This window comes from Brucella sp. NBRC 113783, assembly GCF_040372265.1.
Taxonomy (GTDB): domain Bacteria; phylum Pseudomonadota; class Alphaproteobacteria; order Rhizobiales; family Rhizobiaceae; genus Brucella; species Brucella teleogrylli.
The window spans coordinates 261,266-280,123 of record NZ_BAABRX010000005.1; the positions used below are offsets into that span (position 1 = coordinate 261,266).

Below are 18,858 nucleotides of genomic sequence, written 5' to 3' on the forward strand. Positions count from 1 at the left end.
AAGCGTATATTGAATTTGGAGTTGCCTCATGGATAGTGTTACGGGCACCCTTGCCGTCATGTCGCGCCAGCAGATGGAAAATCGTGCGGGCGAAGTGGCCGAATTGCTGCGCACCCTGTCGCATCCGGCCCGTCTGATGCTGGCCTGTGCGCTGGCGGAAAAAGAATATTCGGTTGGTGAATTGGAACATGGGCTTGGCATTCGTCAGCCGACCCTGTCGCAGCAACTCGGTGTACTGCGGGAATCCGGCATCGTCGAAACCCGGCGCGAAGCCAAGCAAATATTCTATCGCCTGACGGAAACCAAGGCGGCGCAGCTTATCGAGGCGCTGTATGGCATCTTCTGTCATGACGCGCCTAAGGGAGATTTGTCATGATGACCTATCTCCAGTCGCTGGCAGGCGGCATGCTTCTCGGTGCAGCGGCGATTTTTCTTCTGATTTTCAATGGTCGCATTGCCGGTATCAGCGGTATCGTCGGCAGATTGCTGAACGGAAGTCAGGCCGCGCTCAATGCAGCTTTCGTTCTTGGCCTCATTCTCGGTCCGTTGGTCTATGCTGCGCTTTTCGGGAGCTTTCCTGCTACAACCATTTCGGCTTCCTGGCCGATTATCGTCGTCGCCGGTCTTCTGGTCGGCATTGGAACGCGCATGGGCTCGGGCTGCACATCTGGCCACGGTATCCTCGGCATGGCCCGTTTTTCCAAACGTTCCATCGCTGCAACAATCACCTTTCTGATAACTGGTGTTGCAGCAGCAACTCTCGCGGGAGTTCTGTTATGAAAAGTTTCGCTTATTACCGGCTCGCGGCAGCTCTTTTCACAGGCGCGTTATTCGGGTTCGGATTGTCGCTTTCAGGCATGATCGACCCGTCACGGGTGCAGGGCTTTTTGAATATCGCAAGCGGTCACTGGGACCCCAGCCTTGCATTCGTGCTCGGCGGCGCTCTTCTGGTCGCCATCCCGGGCGTAATGCTACAGCGTAAGCTGGCAAAGCCGGTGCTGGATGACAGCTTTCACCTCCCCGAAAAGACCCAGATCGACCGGCCTCTGCTGTTTGGCTCGGCGTTGTTCGGTCTCGGCTGGGGACTGGCCGGCTTCTGCCCGGGACCTGCGGTCGCAGCCTTGTCTATCGGCTTGCCGCAGGTCTGGTTATTCGTGGCTGCCATGGCGGCAGGCATGATCATTCACGACCGTTTTTGGAAGGCTTAAAGCCCGCGCGCAATCACGAGTCGCTGAACTTCGCTCGTGCCTTCATAAATCTGGCAGACGCGCACATCGCGATAGATGCGCTCAACCGGATAATCGGCAAGGTAGCCATAGCCGCCGTGAATCTGGATGGCGGCGGAACAGACTTCCTCTGCCATTTCCGACGCCACAAGCTTGGCCATCGAGGCTTCCGTCAGGCAGGGTTTGCCCGCCTCGCGCAAGGCTGCGGCATGCAGGACCATCTGGCGGGCCGTTTCGATCTTCGTCGCCATATCGGCAAGACGGAAGGCTACGGCCTGATGTTCGGCAATCGGCTTGCCGAAGGTGATGCGCTCTTTGGCATAGTCGCGGGCTGCTTCGAAAGCGGCGCGCGCCATGCCCACGGCCTGCGCGGCAATGCCGATGCGTCCGCCTTCAAGATTGGCAAGCGCAATTTTATAGCCTTCACCTTCCGCCCCCAGCCGGTTTTCCAGTGGCACGCGCATATTGGTGAAAGCCAGCGCGCAGGTATCGGATGAATGCTGGCCGAGCTTGTGTTCGACCGTCATGACCTCGTAGCCTGGTGTGTCGGTCGGCACGATAAAGGCCGAAATGCCCTTCTTGCCCGCAGCGGGATCGGTGACCGCAAAGACAATCACCACACTGCCATTCTTGCCGGACGTGATGAATTGCTTGGAGCCGTCGATCACATAATGATCGCCATCAAGCCGGGCGCGGGTTTTCAGCGCCGACGCATCGGATCCGGCCTGCGGTTCAGTCAAAGCAAAGCCGCCGATCCATTCGCCCGAAGCCATTTTCGGCAAAAAGCGGCGTTTCTGGTCCTCCGTCCCGAAGCGCAGGATGGGTACGCAGCCCACCGAGGAATGCACCGAAACGATGGTGGAGCAGGCGCCGTCGCCTGCCGCGATTTCTTCCAGAGCCAGCGCATAGGCCACCATGCCGAGGTCGGAGCCGCCCCATTCTTCCGGCACAAGCATGCCGAGAAAGCCAAGTTCGCCCATCTCGGTCAGTTCCGCACGCGGAAAGGCATGTTCGCGGTCACGTTGGGCGGCACCCGGTGCCAGACGCTCCTGCGCGTAATCGCGGACAGCCTCGCGGATCTGCTCCTGCGTATCGGTCAGAAGCATCACACGATCCTTTCAATGCCGATTGAGGTGGCTTCGCCGCCGCCGAGGCAGATACCAGCCACGCCGCGTTTCAGGCCATGCGTTTCAAGTGCGGCGAGCAGCGTCACCAGAATGCGCGCGCCGGAAGCGCCGATCGGGTGGCCGAGCGCGCAAGCGCCGCCATGAATATTGACCTTGTCGTGCGCCAGATCGAGATCGCGCATGGCCGCCATCGTGACGACAGCGAAAGCTTCATTGATCTCGAACAGATCGACATCCTTGAGGTTCCAGCCGATCTTTTCCGAGAGCTTGCTGATTGCGCCGATAGGCGCGGTCGCAAAAAGGTTCGGCTTGTCGGCATAGGTCGCATGACCAACCAGCACCGCGCGCGGGGTCAAGCCACGCTTCTCCGCTTCAGATGCGCGCATCAGGACGAGCGCCGCAGCGCCATCGGAAATCGACGAGGAATTGGCCGCCGTTACTGTGCCGCCATCGCGGAATGCAGGGCGCAGCGAGGGGATCTTGTCGAGCTTCGCCTTGCCGGGCTGTTCGTCAATCGAAACCTGCACCTCGGCGCGACCGGATTTCACCGTGACGGGTGTGATCTCTGCCGCAAACAGACCGTCCTTGATGGCCTTTTGCGCGCGGGTCAGCGAGGCAATGGCGAACTCGTCCTGCGCTTCACGGGTGAACTGGTAGGCTTCCGCGCAATCTTCCGCAAAAGTGCCCATCAGGCGGCCCTTGTCATAGGCATCCTCAAGACCGTCGAGGAACATATGATCCAGAATCTGGCCGTGGCCCATGCGATAGCCGCCACGCGCCTTGGACAGCAGGTAGGGCGCGTTGGTCATGCTTTCCATACCGCCGGAAACGATCACATCCGCCGAACCGGCCAGCAACAGATCATGCGCCAGCATGGTGGCTTTCATGCCCGAACCGCACATTTTGTTGACGGTCGTAGCCCCGGTCGAAACGGGCAGTCCAGCCTTGATCGAAGCCTGCCGCGCCGGGGCCTGTCCCTGACCCGCAGGCAGGACACAGCCCATCAAAACTTCTTCGACAGCTTCTGGTGCCAGACCCGCACCGGCCAGTGCGCCGCTGATTGCTGCCGCGCCGAGATCGGTCGCCTGCGCGCCGGAAAAGTCGCCCTGAAAGCCGCCCATGGGGGTGCGGGTTGCGCCGACAATGACAATAGGATCGCTGTGGGACATGATTATTCCTCGCTTCCTGATGGTGAATTTATTTCGCAGCCATGCGCAGCGCACCGTCGAGACGGATGACTTCGCCGTTGAGCATCTGGTTTTCCGCAATGTGGCGCACGAGCGCTGCATATTCCGCCGGGCGTCCAAGCCGCGACGGGAACGGCACCGATGCGCCGAGCGCGTCCTGCACGTCCTGCGGCATGCCTGCCATCATCGGTGTCTCGAAAATGCCGGGGGCAATTGTCATGACGCGAATGCCGTGGCGCGCCAGTTCACGCGCGACAGGCAAGGTCATGGCCGCAACGCCGCCCTTCGAGGCGGAGTAGGCGGCCTGTCCGATCTGGCCGTCAAAGGCGGCAACCGAGGCGGTGTTGATGATCAATCCGCGTTCGCCGCCATCGCCCGGTTCATTCTTTGCCATGGCTTCGGCTACCAGCCGCAGCATGTTGAAGGTTCCGATCAGATTGATCGAAATGGTGCGCGCAAAACTGTCGAATTTGTGTGGACCTTCGCGGCCTAGCACCTTTTCGCCCGGCGCAATGCCTGCGCAATTGACGAGCGCATCGATACGGCCAAAAGCCTTGAGCGCGGCAGCAATGGCAGCTTGTCCATCTGCCTCGCTGGTCACGTCGGTGCGCTGGAACATAGCGGCTGCACCAAGCGCTTTCGCCGCCGCTTCACCCGCTTCCGTGTTGACATCCAGAAGGGCTACCTTGCCGCCAGCTTCGACAACCATCCTGGCCACAGCCGCGCCGAGACCTGAGCCCGCGCCGGTGATCAGAAATACCCGATCTTGAATCTGCATAATTGTACCTCAGGCTGTTGTCTGTTGCTGTTTGTCGATTTCTGCCTTGCGCAGCAGAAAGCGCTGGATTTTTCCGCTTGGCGTTTTCGGCAGCTCGCTGACGAAATCGATCTCGCGCGGATAGGCATGGGCGGAAAGCCGTTTCTTCACATGTTGCGCCAGTTCTTCGGCAAGCGCGGGCGTGCCTTCCTGTCCGGGTGCCAGAATGACGAATGCCTTGACGATTTCGGTGCGTTGCGGATCAGGAACGCCGACGACCGCCGCCTCATTGACCGCCGGATGCTCCAGCAGGGCGCTTTCCACGTCGAACGGTCCGATGCGATAGCCGGATGAGGTGATGACATCATCGGCACGACCAATGAAGCTGACGGAACCGTCGTCTTCGAATTCCACCGTATCGCCGGTGCGGTAATAGCCGCCTGCAATGGCTGGTGTTTCCTGCTTGTAATAACCGAAAAACCAGAGCAGTGGCGATTTTGCGATATCGATGGCGAGAACACCCGGCTGGTTCGGGCCGAGTTCATTTCCGGCCTCATCCAGAACCGCGACGCGATAGCCCGGCATGGCATAGCCCGCCGAACCCTGACGCACGGCATGTTCAAGACCGTGGTGATTGTTGACCACCATGCCGAGTTCCGTCTGTCCGTAATGGTCGTGGATCGGCGCGCCGAGATTGGCGTCGAACCAGCGGATCACTTCCGGATTGAGTGGCTCGCCCGCACTGGAAACCACGCGCAGACGTCCCTTGATCCGGGCTGCCGCCTCCGGGCCTGCCGCCATCAACAGGCGAAAGGCGGTTGGCGAACCGGCCAGACTGGTAACGCCCAGACGTTCGATAATGTCGTAGGTGCTTTCGGCGTTGAAACCGCCTTCGTAAAGCGTGGTGGCGATGCCCAGTTGCAGTGGGCCCGTCACGGCATAGTAAAGCCCATAGGCCCAGCCGGGATCGGCAATATTCCAGAAAATGTCGTCGGATCGCAGGCCCACGGCTTCGCGCATATAGGCGCCAAAGGCGAGCAGTGCGAAAAGCGGAACCGGCACGCCTTTTGGCAGGCCAGCCGTGCCGGAGGTGGACATCATCATGAAAAGATCATCACCCTTGCGCATGACAGGCGGACAATCGGTGGAGGCAGCGGCGAGCGCTGCGCGGAAATCGATATCAGCGGCAGGTGCGGTTTCGTCGGGCGCAAGTATCGTTGCGACCTGCGGGCAATTTTCGACTTCGTCAAGCTTGCTGCGATTGGCAAGATTGGTCACGACCAGTTTTGCATCGCTTGTCTTGAGACGGTGTTCGATGGCCTTTGGACCGAAAGCGGTGAAGAGCGGCTGATATATAGCGCCGATACGCCAGGCACCGAGAATGGTTGCAACAAGTTCGGGTGTGCGTGGCAGGAGACCGGCAACGACATCGCCCGCACTGACGCCTGCATTCTTCAGCACGTTGCCGACTTTTGCGGAAAGATCGCGCAATTTTTCAAAGGTGAGTTCTGTCACCTGGCCGTCGGCGGAAATCGCGCGCAGCGCTATCCGGTTCTCGCCGACATAACGGTCGCAGCATTCCACGCAGGCATTGAGGCCGGTGTCGGGATGGCCCGCAAGCTGTGTGATGGCATGATCGAGTTCAAACTTTGCCACGGCGTCATCATAACGCACACGCTGCGTGAAAGCAGACGCTTCAGTCATTCCGGTATTCCTCCCAGACTAGTCACGGCAGCGCCAAGCTCCTCTAGTAACGCTGCGAGGAAGAGGTTAATCCCTCAATCATTGCAAACAATGACATTAGAGGTCTTAATTGGTGACCGTTTTTGCAATAAAGTTCAGTCCATGGAACGCCATAATATCACACCCGGCTTCGTTGAAGATGCTTTGGAAAGCGTGCGCCAGCGTGGCATCGATACCGCGCCATTGATGGCGGCAGTCGGTTTGCCGGATAGACTGACCGAGCCGGTCACGAATATCCAATACGGTCGCCTGTGGTGGCTGATTGCCGAAACCATCGATGATGAGTTCTTCGGTTTGGCCGCACGCCCGATGCGGCCCGGCAGCTTCAACCTGCTTTGTCATGCCGTTTTACATGCGGGCACTCTGGAGCGTGCCTTGCGCCGTGCCTTGCAGTTTCTCAATGTCGTGCTGGACGATCCGCGTGGCGAATTGCGCATTCGCGACGGCATGGCGCATATCGTGCTGACGGATGCAGGTTCGCCGCGCCCAGCCTTCGCCTATCGCGCCTACTGGCTAATCCTGATGGGCGTGGCGTGCTGGCTGGTGGGGCGGCGCATTCCGTTGCGAACACTCGATTTCGCCTGTCCGGCACCCGTGGACCGGCAGGATTATCGAAAATTCTTCGGCGCGCCGGTGCTGTTCGATCAGTCCGCAACGCGACTGGTTTTCGATTCATCCTATCTGGCCTTGCCGATCATTCGCAGCGACGTAGCGCTCGAAAATTTTCTGCGTGAGGCTCCGGCCAATATCCTGATCCGCTATCGCCACGATCACGACATTTCCTCACGGGTTCGCGGGCATCTGAGTCAGATGCCTGCGCAGGAATGGCCTTCATTCGAAGATATAGCCGTACAGTTGAAAATGTCCGCCCCGACGCTGCGGCGCAGGCTGAAAGCCGAAGGGCAGAGTTTTGGAACGATCAAGGACGAGTTGCGCTTCGTAACAGCACAGCAACTGTTGCAGGAGGACAGGCTGACCGTTGCGGAAGTTGCGGCGGAACTCGGCTATAGCGAGCCCAGCGCATTCTATCGCGCCTTTCAAAAATGGATCGGGCAAAGCCCCGGGACATTCAGAAAAATCGAGCCTTCCCAATAAAGGCCAGCGGGTGCAAGCGCATCTGCTCCAACTTTTTTGCGAATGAAAGCGTTAATATCTGTACCCGGCGGTTCTCCGGTGTTAAAGCACCCGCGCAACAAGAACTGGCGGCCTCCCACCGCGCAAGCAGCTGACATATCCGAAAATATCGTATTGACGACAGATTTGGCTTCATTCATGTCGTAATCCGACCGTTTGCTGTTCCAGCCTGGAAACCCTGACAATGACCGAACGTCTTTCTTTCGCCCGTGATCGCATCAATGTTCTTCTTCTCGAAGGCATCAATCCGACTGCCGTTGAATACTTCAAATCCTCCGGCTACACGAATGTCACGCATCTTCCCAAGGCGCTGGACAAAGCCGATCTGATTGAAGCGATTTCGCATGCGCATATCATCGGTATCCGCTCGCGCACGCAGCTGACCGAAGAAATCTTCGCCGCAGCGAACCGTCTGGTTGCAGTCGGCTGCTTTTCCGTCGGCACCAATCAGGTCGATCTGAAAGCGGCCCGCAAGCGCGGCATTCCGGTTTTCAACGCGCCGTTTTCCAATACGCGCTCGGTTGCAGAATTGGTGATCGGCGAGATCATCATGCTGATGCGTCGCATTTTCCCGCGGTCGGTATCGGCTCATGCCGGCGGCTGGGATAAGACTGCGACCGGCAGCCGCGAAGTGCGCGGCAAGACGCTCGGCATTATCGGATACGGCAATATTGGCTCGCAGGTCGGCAATCTGGCCGAAAGCCTCGGCATGACCGTTCGCTACTACGACACATCCGACAAGCTGCAATACGGCAATGTGAAGCCAACGGCGACACTCGACGAATTGCTGAAGATTTCCGATGTCGTCAGCCTGCATGTACCGTCGAACAAGTCCACGTCGAAGCTCATCACCGAAGCACGACTGCGCAAGATGAAGAAGGGCGCCTTCCTCATCAACAATGCGCGGGGCACGGTTGTCGATCTGGATGCGCTGGCAAAAGTTCTTCAGGAAGGCCATCTTGCCGGTGCGGCAATCGACGTTTTCCCGGTCGAGCCTGCTTCCAACAACGACAAGTTCGTTTCACCGATTCAGGGCATCGAGAATGTCATTCTGACGCCGCATATTGGCGGTTCGACGGAAGAAGCGCAGGAGCGCATCGGCATCGAAGTGACGCGCAAGCTGATCGAATATTCCGATGTTGGCTCGACGCTGGGCGCCGTGAACTTCCCGCAGGTTCAGCTTCCGCCGCGCCCGACCGGCACGCGCTTCATGCATGTGCATGAAAACCGTCCCGGCATCCTCAACAGCCTGATGAACATTTTCTCCACGCATGGCATCAACATCGCCAGCCAGTTTCTGCAGACGGATGGCGAAGTGGGCTATCTCGTGATGGAAGCTGACGGCGTCGGCGAGGCCAGCGACGACATTCTGAACGCCATGCGCGAAATTCCCGGCACCATTCGCGCGCGCCTTCTGTACTAACAGTCAAAACAGCTGTTTTAATTCTATGACGGCGTACCCCGGTGCGCCGTCATATTCGTTTCAAGAAACTGTATTATATGCCCGGCAAATAAGGACTTTTTGCCATGCAGTTTTTAAAGACATTTGATCTCTTTCCTTTTCTGGATACGGTCGTCAGCCTGACCGCAGCATTCATTTTCGGCACGCTGATCGGCGCGGAACGCCAGTATCGGCAGCGGACCGCAGGACTGCGCACCAATGCTCTGGTGGCGCTCGGCGCTGCCGCTTTCGTCGACCTTGCGGTACGTATTGCCGGGGCGCCGGAATCCACGCGTGTAATTGCCTATGTCATTTCGGGTATCGGCTTTCTGGGCGCAGGCGTCATCATGAAAGAGGGCATGAATGTGCGCGGCCTCAACACTGCCGCGACGCTCTGGTGCTCGGCAGCAGTGGGCGCATTTGCGGGAACCGACATGGTTGCCGAAGCTGCGTTGCTCACGGTTTTTATCCTGTTCGGCAACACGCTTCTGCGTCACCTCGTCAATCTCATCAGCCGCATCCCGATCCATGAACGCGCTTTGGAGCAAACTTACGAAGTGCGCGTCATCGCTTCTCATGACGGGATGGAGGAACTGCGCGAATTGCTGGTCGAACGGCTGGAAGACGCGAAGTATCCGGTCAGCGACGTGGAGATCACTGATCGCAACCCGAAAACCGTGGAGATACTGGCAACCCTGGTCAGCACATCCATCGAGCCGGATGAAATCGAGGCAGTCACTGCTTTCATGGAAAAGCAGAACGGCGTTTTCTATGCGGGCTGGGAAGGCAGTTCGAAGGACTGACGCTCGAAGGCTATGCGCTTATCGGTCGATGCGCGTGGAAAGCACAATGGACGACATGGTGCGTTCCACGCCTTCAAGCGCGCCGATCCTGTCGAGAACTGCGTCCAGTTCCTGAATAGAGGGCGCTTCAACCACGACAATCATATCGAAATGACCGCTGACGGAATGGAGCGTTCTGACCGTCATCATGCCGCGCAGCGCGGTTTCAACCTTTGGCGCTAGTTTGGGCAGTGCTGTCACTAGCACATGGGCGCGCACCAGATCGCGCTCGAATTCCGGTGCGATTCGAACGGTATAGCCCTCGATGACGCCCTGCTTTTCCAGCTTTTCGATGCGGCTTTGCACAGTTGTTCGCGAGACGCCCAGGCGTCGGGCGAGCTCGGCTGTGGAAGCGCGCGCGTTTTCACGAAGGAGGGCGATGAGGTTCAGGTCTGCATTTGTCGGCATAATGCATAATTATTACGGCATAATGTGCAAAGAAACAACGTCAGATCGTCGGTTCATACGCTTCTTTTTGCATAAGACTATGCGATTCTTGCATATCGAATTGCATTCCAGTGGGACCAGAAAGGCCAAGGGGAAAACAAAATGAAACAGATCGTTGTCGTCGGCGCAGGTAAAATCGGTGCAACCATTGCCGATCTTCTGGCTTCCACAGGTGAGTATGACGTCACCGTCGTCGATCGTTCGCAGGCACAGCTCGACGCGCTGGAATCCGGTGCCGCAGTCAAGACGCAGGCGCTCGACATTGAAGACGCCAAGGCGCTTGAAGCTGCCCTTACCGGCAAGTTTGCCGTGCTGAGCGCCGCTCCGTTCCACCTGACCACCCGCATCGCCGAAGCCGCTGCCAAGGCAGGCGTTCACTATCTCGATCTGACCGAAGACGTTGCCAGCACGCGCCGCGTGAAGGAACTGGCCCAGGACGCCAAGACGGCTTTCATCCCGCAGTGTGGCCTTGCCCCGGGCTTCATCTCCATCGTCGCTTATGATCTGGCCAAGCGTTTCGACAAGCTCGATAGCGTTCGCATGCGCGTCGGCGCTCTGCCGCAATATCCGTCCAATGCGCTCAACTACAACCTGACCTGGAGCACCGACGGCGTCATCAACGAATATATCGAGCCTTGCGAAGCCATCGTGGACGGCGAACTGTCGGAAGTTCCAGCGCTGGAAGAACGTGAAGAATTCTCGCTCGACGGCGTGACCTATGAAGCGTTCAACACCTCGGGCGGACTCGGCACGCTGTGCGAAACACTGGAAGGCAAGGTGCGCACCCTCAACTATCGCACCATTCGCTATCCGGGCCACGTTGCGCTTATGAAGGCGCTTCTGAACGATCTCGGCCTGCGTCATCGCCGCGAAGTTCTGAAGGACATCTTCGAAAACGCGCTACCGACTACGCTTCAGGACGTTGTCGTGATCTTCGTGACCGTTTCCGGCACCAAGAATGGCCGTCTGGTTCAAGAAACCTACGCAAACAAGGTTTATGCTGCGCAGGTTGGCAAGATCGTCCGTTCCGGCATCCAGATCACCACGGCTTCGGCCATTTGCGCGGTGCTCGACATGCTGGCCAAGGGCGACCTGCCGCAGAAAGGCTTCATTCGTCAGGAAGACATCACGCTGGAAGCATTCCTCGCGAACCGCTTCGGCAAGGCCTATGCACAGGACGACCATTCCACGCGTCTGGTTGCCTGATTTTTCTGGGCTGATGAACTTGGGCTCACTGCGTGTCAGCGCAGTGAGCCCTTTCGTGCTTTTGGCCAAGGGGGCTTGCCACCGGGGCTTTGAGAAACGGGCGAACTCTCGCCTCATGCAACGGCACTCCGGTCAACAGCCGGAATTGCACAGGACTATGAAACAGGGAAATCATGTTGAAATCAGTTTTGCTGGCCGGTCTGGCCACTGTCGTCCTCGCCTTGCCCGTTCAGGCCAAGGAATGGAAGGAAATCCGTATCGCCAGCGAGGGCGCATATCCTCCGTTCAATTACATGTCGCCAGAAGGCAAGCTCGTTGGCTTCGATCTCGATATCGCCAATGCTCTGTGCGAAGCCATGGAAGCCAAGTGCACGGTCGTCGCCAATGATTGGGATGGCATGATCCCCGGCCTGCAGGCCAACAAGTTCGACGCAGTGATCGCATCGATGGCCATCACGCCGGAACGCGAACAGCAGGTTGCCTTTACCGAGCGCTATTACACGACGCCGCTTGCGGTCGTCGTGCCCAAGGATACGGACCTCACTTCGCTTGAACCGTCGGCATTTGATGGCAAGACCATCGGCGCACAGGCTGGCACCACGCAGGGCAATTATGCCGATGACGTTTATGGCAAGGCTGGCGCTGACGTGAAGCTCTATCCGACCGCCGACGAAGCCAATGCCGATCTGGAAAGCGGTCGCGTCGATGCGATTGCAGCCGACAAGTTCCTCGCTGCCGACTGGCTGAAGAAGCAGGGCGCGGATTGCTGCAAGTTCCTCGGCGACATTCCGGGTTCCGAAACCAAAATCGCCGTGGCGCTGCGCAAGGGCGATGACGATCTGCGCGAGCAGTTCAATGCCGCGATCAAGAAGATCCGCGAAAACGGCACCTACGACACGATCCGCAAGAAGTACTTCGATTTCGACATCTATTGATCTTAAAATATCATCGGATGCCGCCAAAAGGCTACTTGATGTTGGCGGCATCCGGTGCTTCAGTCAAACTGAAGCCGATGAGGTTCGCGCGCTGCACTAAACAGCGAATTTCTGTCGGACGAACTAAAAAGCAGTCAACAAAATAAGCATTTAAGGGGAAACCATCATGCTGAAATCTATCCTTGCCGCGGGCCTTTTTGCTGGCCTTTCCACTGTGGCCGCCGTTATTCCGGCGCAGGCAAAGGAATGGAAGGAAATTCGCATCGCGACGGAAGGCGCTTATCCGCCCTTCAACTTCGTTGCTGCTGACGGCTCCCTTCAGGGGATGGACGTTGAAATTGGAAAAGCGCTCTGCGCTGCCATGCAAGCCAAGTGCACGATTGTCGCCAATGACGGGGACGGCATGATCCCCGGCCTGAAGTCGAATAAGTTCGACGCTGTTCTCGCTTCCATGAGCATCACCGAAGAGCGCAAGAAGCAGGTCGCATTCACGGACAAATATTATTCCACGCCGCTCGCAGTCGCCGTTCCGAAGGACAGCGCGATCACTTCGGTTGACGTTGAAGCGTTGAAGGGCAAGACCATCGGCGCGCAGGCTTCCACGACGCAGGCAACCTATGCCGAAGACGTTTATGCAAAGGGTGGTGCCGAAGCCAAACTTTACCCGACCGCCGACGAAGCCAATGCCGATCTCAAGAGCGGTCGTCTGGATGCCGTCGTGTCGGACAAGTTCCCGCTCGTGGATTGGCTTAAGGCTGATGGCGCTGATTGCTGCAAGCTGCTCGGAGACGTGCCGGGAACGCAGACCGCAGCCGGTATTGCCGTCCGGCAGGAAGACAACGATCTGCGCGAACAGCTGAATGCCGCGATCAAGAAAATCCGCGATGACGGCACCTATGCCACCATCGTGAAGAAATATTTCGACTTCGACATTTATTGATCCCGACCAGCAGCAGACTTTGCTGCAAGCAGAAACGCGCCAGCTAAACGCTGGCGCGTATTGTAATGAGAATGCCGGAAATACCGATGCAAAATCAGGATATTATCGTTCTAGGCGCTGGCATTGTCGGCGTTTCGGCTGCGCTTCATTTGCAGGCGCGCGGACGTTCCGTCTGTCTGATCGACAAGGCAGAGCCGGGGCAGGGAACGAGTTTCGGCAATGCCGGCCTGATCGAACGCTCCAGCGTCATTCCCTATTCCTTTCCGCAGGGTTTTGGGAAGCTTCTGCGCTACGCCACCAATCGCCGTACCGATGTGCGCTATTCTCCGCTTTATGTTCCGCGGATGGCGCGCTGGCTTTACCGTTACTGGCGGGAATCGTCGCCGGAACGTCTGGAGATTGCCGCGCAGGCCATGCTGCCGCTGATCGAAGCAAGCGTGCATGAGCATGATGCTCTGATTGCAGAGGCGGGCTGCGAAAAGCTCATTCGCAAACAGGGCTGGATGCAGGTTTACCGCAACCAATCCGCTTTTGATGCCGCGGTGCGTCGTCTACCCAATTTACAGCGTTTTAATCTGGCCTATGACATTCTGGATGCCGGAGCCTTGCGCGCACGCGAAACCGCTCTGGGCGAGGTTGCGGGTGCCATTCACTGGCTCGATCCCAAATCGGTGGTCAATCCGGCTGGACTTGTGCGGGCCTACGCCGATCTATTCATCAATCGCGGCGGCAGATTTGTACATGGCGACGCGTCAACGCTGGCGCAGAATGGCGACAACTGGCAGGTGACGACGCGGGAAGGGCCGGTTAAGGCGCGTGAGGTTGTCGTGGCGCTTGGGCCTCAGTCGGGGCTCATTTTCCGCCGCTTCGGCTATCCCATTCCGCTGGGCATCAAACGCGGCCATCACCTGCATTTCGCAATGCGCAACAATACGCGACTGGGCCATACAGTGGTGGATGAGGAAGCCGGTTACGTTTTGGCGCCGATGGTGCAGGGTGTACGGCTGACCACCGGCATCGAATTCGCTTCGCCCTCGGCTGCGGCCAATCGTATCCAGCTTGGAAAGACGGAGAAGATTGCGCGGCGTCTGGTGCCGCAGCTTGGAGAGCCGGTGGACAGCACGCCATGGCTTGGTCTGCGCCCATGCCTACCAGACATGCGACCGGTGATTGGTCCGGCACCGCGCCACAAGGGATTGTGGTTCGATTTCGGCCACGCCCATCATGGCCTGACGCTGGGCCCTGCAAGCGGACGCCTCATCGCTGAAATGATGACAGGCGAGAAAACCTATATCGATCCGACGCCTTATTCGGCAGAACGCTTCCTGTAATCGTTGAATATTTTGTGACAGGCTTGTCAGAGGCGACGAAGCGGGGCTATCAATTCACCCCTCACATTATTCCGCAGTTCTGCGGACCAATTGATCCGGAAAATCCTCGTGAAAAAGAATTCCCTGGGCCGCACCGGCCTCTCTGTCACTGAAATTTGCCTCGGAACCATGACCTGGGGTGTGCAGAACACCGAAGCCGACGCCCACGAACAGCTGGATATTGCTGTCGATGCAGGCATCAACTTCATCGACACGGCGGAAGGCTATGCCATTCCGATGAGCGCTGAAAGCTACGGCAAGACCGAGACCTATATCGGCAACTGGTTCAAGAAATCGGGCAAGCGCGACAAGGTCATTCTCGCCAGCAAAATTGCGGGCGGCGGTCGTCAGGAGTGGATTCGCGGCGGCGCCCGCCCAAGCCGCGCCAGTGTGCGCGAGGCGGTTGAGAACAGCCTGAAGCGCCTTCAGACCGATCACATCGATCTTTACCAGATCCATTGGCCGATGCGCTCGCATTATCATTTCGGACAGGGGTGGAATTTTGATTTCACCAAGAACGATGCGAAGTCGGAATTGCAGCATATGCATGACACTTTGCTCGGCCTCGACGATATGGTTCGCGAAGGCAAGATCCGTCATGTCGGTCTTTCCAACGAAACCGCATGGGGAACGATGCGCTGGCTGCGTCTGGCTGAGGAACACGGTCTGCCGCGCATGGCGTCGATCCAGAACGAATATGGTCTGTTGCAGCGCCACTATGATTACGACATGGCTGAAGTGTCTTTGGCGGAAGATATCGGACTGCTGGCCTATTCGACACTCGCCGCAGGCGTGCTGACGGGCAAATATCTTGGCGGCAATGTGCCAGCCGGTTCACGCGCGGCGGTCACCGATGGCGGCCTGTGGCGTGACAATTCCCATTCGGAACCGGTGGTGCGTGCTTATATCGATGTTGCCAGGAAGCATGGCCTCGATATCGCCCAGATGGGCATTGCCTTCTCGTTGACCCGCCCGTTCATGACCTCGGTCATCATCGGGGCCACGACTGTTGAGCAGCTAAAGACGGATATCGCGGCCCATGAGCTGAAACTGTCGGACGAAGTGCTGGCTGATATTGCGGAAGTTTACCGCAACAATCCGCGCCCGCTCTGATCGCGCTCAATAGAGCGCGGTTCGATGTGATTGGATCAGATCGGCGCTCTAATTCTTTGTTTTAACGCGCATCTTTTCCGAAAACCGTTTCACACTTTTCGGGATGCGCTCTAATGCTGACTATGAAAAGCCCGGTTTTGACCGGGCTTTCTGTTATCCGGCCAGATAAATCTCATTCTTGACGATCCACTGGTCGATTGGGGTCATGCTGGACGAACTGACAATGACCATGCGATCAAAACGAAGACTACGACCGGACAGTGCATCTGAAAGACGTTTCATTTCGACGCGTTTCTCCGGCGTCTCATGAACGCCATAGGCAAGAGACACATGCGGGACGAAACTTGCGAGATCGTCCATGCCCGAAATGCCGATTGTATCTCGCTTCAAATTCATCAGCGGCGGCGTTTTCTCCAATTCGGCATAGAACGAACGGAAATACGCTTCCGTTGTAGTTATACCGTCGATCTTGATATCGAGCGGCTTGCGCCCTATCGCAAGGCTGAGAACCAGCGGTTGAAGCTCTTCAGCCGAACGTTCCATATCGGGGATCAATGTCGCATGCGGTTCGAAAACTGGTGTATCAAAGCGAAGCGCCAGATCGCGAACTATCGTTTCGAGAAACTGGAGGTCGCCACGCGACGGGCGCAGCCAGACGGAATGAAATGTCATGGGTCAGGCACCCTTTGCGCCCTTGGTCGCATGGTCGGTTTTCAGTGGCCGCACACTACCGCGCAGAATGAGCGGCATGTCCAGGATAATCGTCTGCGGCGGCTCATTGGGTGCGCTTTGTCGTTCATCGAGCAGGCGAACGATTTCCGCCGAAAGGCGCTCCGCATTCTGATCGAATGTCGTCAGACGATATGCGCCCCAGCGCGCCTCGGCCACATTATCGAAACCGATGATCGAAAGGTCCTCCGGAATGCTGAGATTATAGACATCGCGCGCGCAGTCCATCAGGCCAAACGCCATCAGATCATTGACGCAAAGCACGGCTTCAACCCGATCCTTATCGCCAAGAAGCAGCGAACCGGCGGCGAACCCGCTGTCATAGTCCGTCAGTTCACCGCGCTGCACGACCACCGGCAGGCCCATACTGGCCGCCTTGGCTACAAATGCTTGCTCTCGTTCCACAAGGCTCGGACTGCCGACGCTTGATGTAATCAGGCCAAGCTTTTTTAAACCCCGCGCAGTAAAAACATCGACCGCCGTTTCTGCTGCGAGTTTGTTGTTGGCGTGGACGCGGTCTGCCCCGGCCTCGGTCCGGCCCACGAGAATGAGCGGTTGGCCATTTCGCTGCGCCAGTTCGACGAAGGACGAGGAAGGCATGCCCGACAAAACCACCGTCGCTTCCGCACGATAGCGCAACAGCGCCTCGTGGGCGGCAGAAAGGTTCTCGCCATGCTGACCGGTGGGGATCAAAACCGGCACATTGCCGCGCGCCGCAAGACGTCGGGAAAGGGTGGCGATCTGGCGGGCACGAAAAGGGCTGTCGGGATCGGCGGCGATCATGCCGACGATACGGCTGCGGTGGGCGAGAAGACCGCGAGCAAGATCATTGACCTGATAGCCAAGCTTGTCGGCGGCTTTCAGCACTTTCTCGCGGGTTGCAGCCGAGACGCTCGCGCCGGGCGTGAAGGTGCGCGAGACGGCGGAGCGCGAAACGCCTGCTTCCTGCGCCACTTCATGCGCGCTGATGAAGCGCGGGCCACCACTGGCGTCCTGATCCTGCTGAGCCATTTCTAGCGCCCCACTTTCGAAAGAACATCGGCGCGAAGAAAGCGCTCCACAACGAACATGAATGCAATCGACGGCACAAGCAGTATCAAAGCGCTGATTGATGCAATCTGATAGTTGCCGCCAGAGCTTGCCGTATAGAGCAAGAGCGGCAGGGTGGAAATGTCCGGTGCGCCCACGAAATAGGTCCCGGTAAATTCATCCAGCGATTCGAGGAAAACGAAGATTGCGCTTGCCAGCAGCCCCGGTGCGGCGATTGGCAATGTGATGTCGAAGAAGGTTTTCATCGCGGAAGCGCCCATGGAACGCGCGGCTTCTTCAAGCTCGCTGTCGATGGCCGAGAAGGCAGCGGTTGCAATCCAGACCGCATAGACCAGACCATGCGTGACATGCACCAACACCACGCCGATGATCGTGCCGTTGAGGCCGAACGAATAGAACATTTGCGCGATGTTCACATAGACCGGGAGGTTGGGAAAGGCTTGCGGGATCAGGAGCGTCAGCAGGATCAGGCCACGAAACGGCAGTTTCAGCCTTGCCAGCGCATAGCCCGCTGGAATGGCCAGACCAAGCGAGACGATCACGGTCAGGATCGCGATGAGAACACTGGTTCCAAGCGACGACAAGGCATTGCCGCGCGGCGAAAACACATTCGCCCAGAAGGAGAAACCGTATTGCAGCGGCAGTGTGTGTGGAAAATACCAACGTTCCGCCACAGCCCACAGGAGGAGGTTGGCCAGCGGGCCGAAAATCGCGAAGGCCAGAAGGCCGAGTATGATGCCGCGCGGTATCCAGCGCCAGTCGAAGGTGGTGCTCATTTGCCGTGCTCCTTCATGGTCTGGCGCAGATAGATCCACGCCACCAGACTGGTCATCAGCAGCGAAATCGTGCCAAGCGCATTGGCGACACCGTAATCGCCATAGGCATTGATGCGGAAGGCCATATTGGCGGTAATCATGGTGGGTGATTGCGCGTTGATCATCAGCGGTACGGACAGGACCGACATCATGGTCACGAAGCTTAAGATAAGCCCCACAAGAAGCGTCTGGCGCACCTGTGGCAGAACAATCTCGATCAGGATACGCAGGCGTCCTGCGCCCAGATTGCGGGCGGATTCAATGGTGCTTCTGTCGAGCGAAGCCATAGCGCCTGCCAGCAGCAGGGTGACGAACGGGGTCTGTTTCCAGACGAAAGCGATGGTAATGCCGCGCCAGTCAAGAAAGCTCATCGCCTGCAACGGCGTCAATATGCCGGTTTCGATCAGCAGGCTGTTCATCAGACCGTTCTTGGCGAGAAAGGTCCGCAAAATCTGTCCGACGACGATAAAGGGAATGAACAAGGGCCAGCGATAGAGCCACCGCAGGACCGCGACAGCGCGCGGATTGGAGCCGAGCGTCAGGTAACCGCTGATCACGATGGAAAGCAGCGCTATCAGCGCCGACGACAGCACGACGATCAGCAATGTGAACAGAATGTCGCTTGAATAAAGCTCGAATGTCTTGGTAAAATTGCCGAAACCCCATTGCCCGGACACATAAAATGCTCCGGTGAGGGCGCCGAACAGCGGCACGATGAACAATACCACGACGATTGCCAATGCAGGCGCGACCAGCAGTAAACCCGTCAGTCTTGGCGACATTCGAGACCTCATGA

Annotated in this window: 20 protein-coding genes; 11 read left to right on the forward strand and 9 right to left on the reverse strand. The window is 57.9% G+C overall.

Features of this window, described 5'->3' with window-relative positions; translation table 11 throughout:
- Window positions 1-28 precede the first annotated feature (28 nt).
- Genes bigR through ABWW11_RS17315 form a run of 3 tightly spaced genes read left to right on the forward strand, consistent with a single transcriptional unit; the run spans window position 29 to window position 1,208 of the window.
- Window positions 29-376, forward strand: a complete 348-nt coding sequence (bigR, locus tag ABWW11_RS17305; RefSeq protein ID WP_109367308.1) for a sulfite-sensing transcriptional repressor BigR — start codon at window positions 29-31, stop codon at window positions 374-376.
- Complete coding sequence (locus ABWW11_RS17310; RefSeq protein WP_109367309.1) at window positions 373-780, forward strand: YeeE/YedE family protein; 408 nt, start codon at window positions 373-375, stop codon at window positions 778-780. The genes bigR and ABWW11_RS17310 overlap by 4 nt, the downstream gene beginning before the upstream one ends.
- Complete coding sequence (locus tag ABWW11_RS17315) at window positions 777-1,208, forward strand: YeeE/YedE family protein (protein WP_109367310.1); 432 nt, start codon at window positions 777-779, stop codon at window positions 1,206-1,208. Before ABWW11_RS17310 ends, ABWW11_RS17315 begins: the two co-directional genes overlap by 4 nt.
- Here ABWW11_RS17315 and ABWW11_RS17320 read toward each other — a convergent pair.
- Genes ABWW11_RS17320 through ABWW11_RS17335 form a run of 4 tightly spaced genes read right to left on the reverse strand, consistent with a single transcriptional unit; the run spans window position 1,205 to window position 6,001 of the window.
- Window positions 1,205-2,332 (reverse strand): acyl-CoA dehydrogenase family protein, encoded by a 1,128-nt coding sequence (locus tag ABWW11_RS17320; RefSeq protein WP_109367311.1) that lies wholly within the window; start codon window positions 2,330-2,332, stop codon window positions 1,205-1,207. The genes ABWW11_RS17315 and ABWW11_RS17320 overlap by 4 nt on opposite strands.
- The gene (locus ABWW11_RS17325) at window positions 2,332-3,522 is read right to left on the reverse strand and encodes an acetyl-CoA C-acyltransferase (RefSeq protein WP_109367312.1); all 1,191 of its coding nucleotides are present in this window, start codon (window positions 3,520-3,522) and stop codon (window positions 2,332-2,334) included. The genes ABWW11_RS17320 and ABWW11_RS17325 overlap by 1 nt, the downstream gene beginning before the upstream one ends.
- A 28-nt stretch (window positions 3,523-3,550) precedes the next feature.
- A complete protein-coding gene (locus tag ABWW11_RS17330; protein ID WP_109367313.1) occupies window positions 3,551-4,318 on the reverse strand; it encodes a 3-hydroxyacyl-CoA dehydrogenase in 768 nt (255 codons plus the stop codon).
- A 9-nt stretch (window positions 4,319-4,327) separates the two neighbouring features.
- A complete protein-coding gene (locus ABWW11_RS17335; protein ID WP_109367314.1) occupies window positions 4,328-6,001 on the reverse strand; it encodes an acyl-CoA synthetase in 1,674 nt (557 codons plus the stop codon).
- A 141-nt stretch (window positions 6,002-6,142) separates the two neighbouring features.
- Here ABWW11_RS17335 and ABWW11_RS17340 point away from each other — a divergent pair, with 141 nt between their 5' ends.
- The 3 genes from ABWW11_RS17340 (at window position 6,143) to ABWW11_RS17350 (ending at window position 9,418) form a co-directional block, all read left to right on the forward strand.
- A complete protein-coding gene (locus ABWW11_RS17340; RefSeq protein WP_109367315.1) occupies window positions 6,143-7,135 on the forward strand; it encodes an AraC family transcriptional regulator in 993 nt (330 codons plus the stop codon).
- A 223-nt stretch (window positions 7,136-7,358) separates the two neighbouring features.
- Window positions 7,359-8,597 carry a phosphoglycerate dehydrogenase gene (serA, locus tag ABWW11_RS17345; RefSeq protein WP_109367316.1) on the forward strand — a complete coding sequence of 413 codons (1,239 nt, stop codon included), beginning with the start codon at window positions 7,359-7,361 and terminating at the stop codon, window positions 8,595-8,597.
- Window positions 8,598-8,701: 104 nt separating this feature from the next.
- Entirely contained in the window at window positions 8,702-9,418 is a 717-nt protein-coding gene (locus ABWW11_RS17350) for an MgtC/SapB family protein (protein ID WP_109367317.1), read from the forward strand.
- 18 nt (window positions 9,419-9,436) lie between these two features.
- Here ABWW11_RS17350 and ABWW11_RS17355 read toward each other — a convergent pair whose 3' ends face one another.
- Window positions 9,437-9,865 carry an Lrp/AsnC family transcriptional regulator gene (locus ABWW11_RS17355; protein WP_078336932.1) on the reverse strand — a complete coding sequence of 143 codons (429 nt, stop codon included), beginning with the start codon at window positions 9,863-9,865 and terminating at the stop codon, window positions 9,437-9,439.
- 141 nt (window positions 9,866-10,006) lie between these two features.
- Between ABWW11_RS17355 and ABWW11_RS17360 the strand changes: the two genes are divergently transcribed.
- The 5 genes from ABWW11_RS17360 to ABWW11_RS17380 all read left to right on the forward strand — a co-directional run bounded on the left by ABWW11_RS17360 (window position 10,007) and on the right by ABWW11_RS17380 (window position 15,468).
- Window positions 10,007-11,110 carry a saccharopine dehydrogenase family protein gene (locus ABWW11_RS17360; RefSeq protein WP_109367318.1) on the forward strand — a complete coding sequence of 368 codons (1,104 nt, stop codon included), beginning with the start codon at window positions 10,007-10,009 and terminating at the stop codon, window positions 11,108-11,110.
- A gap of 173 nt (window positions 11,111-11,283) precedes the next feature.
- A complete protein-coding gene (locus ABWW11_RS17365; RefSeq protein ID WP_109367319.1) occupies window positions 11,284-12,045 on the forward strand; it encodes an ABC transporter substrate-binding protein in 762 nt (253 codons plus the stop codon).
- Between the two features lie 178 nt (window positions 12,046-12,223).
- On the forward strand, window positions 12,224-12,985 hold the full coding sequence (locus ABWW11_RS17370; protein WP_413464696.1) for an ABC transporter substrate-binding protein: 762 nt from the start codon (window positions 12,224-12,226) through the stop codon (window positions 12,983-12,985).
- An 80-nt stretch (window positions 12,986-13,065) separates the two neighbouring features.
- Window positions 13,066-14,316 (forward strand): NAD(P)/FAD-dependent oxidoreductase, encoded by a 1,251-nt coding sequence (locus tag ABWW11_RS17375; RefSeq protein ID WP_109367982.1) that lies wholly within the window; start codon window positions 13,066-13,068, stop codon window positions 14,314-14,316.
- Window positions 14,317-14,424: 108 nt separating this feature from the next.
- Window positions 14,425-15,468 carry an aldo/keto reductase gene (locus tag ABWW11_RS17380; protein WP_121538296.1) on the forward strand — a complete coding sequence of 348 codons (1,044 nt, stop codon included), beginning with the start codon at window positions 14,425-14,427 and terminating at the stop codon, window positions 15,466-15,468.
- 153 nt (window positions 15,469-15,621) lie between these two features.
- Here ABWW11_RS17380 and ABWW11_RS17385 read toward each other — a convergent pair whose 3' ends face one another.
- Genes ABWW11_RS17385 through ABWW11_RS17400 form a run of 4 tightly spaced genes read right to left on the reverse strand, consistent with a single transcriptional unit; the run spans window position 15,622 to window position 18,844 of the window.
- Entirely contained in the window at window positions 15,622-16,140 is a 519-nt protein-coding gene (locus ABWW11_RS17385) for a 2'-5' RNA ligase family protein (RefSeq protein WP_109367322.1), read from the reverse strand.
- 3 nt (window positions 16,141-16,143) lie between these two features.
- Window positions 16,144-17,208 (reverse strand): LacI family DNA-binding transcriptional regulator, encoded by a 1,065-nt coding sequence (locus tag ABWW11_RS17390; protein WP_109367323.1) that lies wholly within the window; start codon window positions 17,206-17,208, stop codon window positions 16,144-16,146.
- Window positions 17,209-17,210: 2 nt separating this feature from the next.
- A complete protein-coding gene (locus ABWW11_RS17395) occupies window positions 17,211-18,023 on the reverse strand; it encodes an ABC transporter permease (RefSeq protein ID WP_109367324.1) in 813 nt (270 codons plus the stop codon).
- Window positions 18,020-18,844 carry an ABC transporter permease gene (locus ABWW11_RS17400; RefSeq protein ID WP_121538298.1) on the reverse strand — a complete coding sequence of 275 codons (825 nt, stop codon included), beginning with the start codon at window positions 18,842-18,844 and terminating at the stop codon, window positions 18,020-18,022. The genes ABWW11_RS17395 and ABWW11_RS17400 overlap by 4 nt, the downstream gene beginning before the upstream one ends.
- Window positions 18,845-18,858: the final 14 nt, after the last annotated feature.